Source organism: Vibrio sp. Vb1574 (assembly GCF_033338675.1).
The window spans coordinates 1-1,364 of sequence record NZ_JAWOTC010000223.1; the positions used below are offsets into that span (position 1 = coordinate 1).

The window sequence follows — 1,364 nt, forward strand, 5'->3', positions numbered from 1 at the left end:
TCTCGCGCTCATCGCGTTATTCACAAAATTCAGGCAGGTATCTGCTGGGTTAATGCTTGGGGTGATTCTCCGGCAGAAATGCCAGTTGGTGGCTACAAGCAATCCGGCATTGGCCGCGAGAACGGCGTCGAAACACTGAAGCATTACACGCAAACTAAGAGCGTACTGGTTCAACTTAGCGATTTCGAAAGCCCTTATCTCTAAACACTCCTAGGAGACACAAAATGAAACAACACTACGATTATATTATCGTCGGTGCGGGTTCGGCCGGCTGTGTGTTAGCGGATCGCTTGAGTGAGAGCGGTCAGCACTCAGTATTATTGCTGGAAGCGGGTGGTACGGATAAGAGTATTTTCATCCAAATGCCGACAGCACTTTCGTACCCGATGAACACTGAAAAATACGCTTGGCAGTTTGAGACCGTACAAGAAGATGGTCTTGATGGACGCCAGTTGCACTGTCCTCGCGGTAAAGTTCTCGGTGGTAGCTCTTCTATCAACGGTATGGTTTACGTACGTGGCCATGCTTGCGACTTCGATCAGTGGGAAGAAGAGGGAGCAAAAGGCTGGAATTACCAAGCGTGCTTACCGTACTTCCGCAAAGCTGAATCTTGGGTCGGTGGTGCTGATGAGTACCGCGGTGACAGTGGTCCGCTAGGTACATGTAGCGGCAATGACATGAAGCTGAACCCGTTGTATGAAGCCTTTATTGAGGCTGGTAAAGAGGCGGGCTATCCAGAAACTGACGATTACAACGGTTTCCAGCAGGAAGGCTTCGGTCCGATGCACATGACGGTTGATAAAGGCGTACGTGCTTCAACCTCTAATGCATACTTAAGCCGTGCTAAAAAGCGCAAGAACTTCACACTCATGAAGCGAGTGACTGTGCGACGTGTCTTGCTTGAAGAAGCAGGGAGCGATGAAAAAGGGCTTGAAGAGACAGGGCTACAAGGTAAGAAAGCGGTCGGCGTTGAATTTGAGAAAGCAGGTTCAATTCAGCAGTGTTTCGCGAAAAATGAAGTCATTTCTAGTGCAGGCTCAATCGGCTCGGTACAGCTACTTCAACTTTCAGGTATTGGCCCTAAAGATGTACTGGAAAAAGCGGGCATTGAGTTGAAACACCAGTTGGAAGGGGTAGGTAAAAACCTGCAAGACCATCTGGAAGTGTACTTCCAATACCACTGTAAGCAGTCAATCACACTGAACAGTAAACTAGGCTTGGTGAGCAAAGGGTTAATCGGTACCGAGTGGATTCTGACTCGAAAAGGTCTTGGCGCAACTAACCATTTTGAATCGTGTGCGTTTATTCGTTCGCGTGAAGGATTAAAGTGGCCAAATATTCAATATCACTTCCTACCTGCGGCA

2 protein-coding genes are annotated in these 1,364 nt (G+C 48.3%); both read left to right on the forward strand.

What is annotated here, in order from left to right; all coding sequences use genetic code 11:
• The coding region (locus R7O12_RS25000) for an aldehyde dehydrogenase family protein (RefSeq protein WP_318126751.1) at positions 1–204 on the forward strand (204 nt) is incomplete at its 5' end.
• Positions 205–224: 20 nt separating this feature from the next.
• A partial coding sequence (locus tag R7O12_RS25005) for a GMC family oxidoreductase N-terminal domain-containing protein (RefSeq protein WP_318126753.1) occupies positions 225–1,364 on the forward strand: 1,140 nt, incomplete at its 3' end.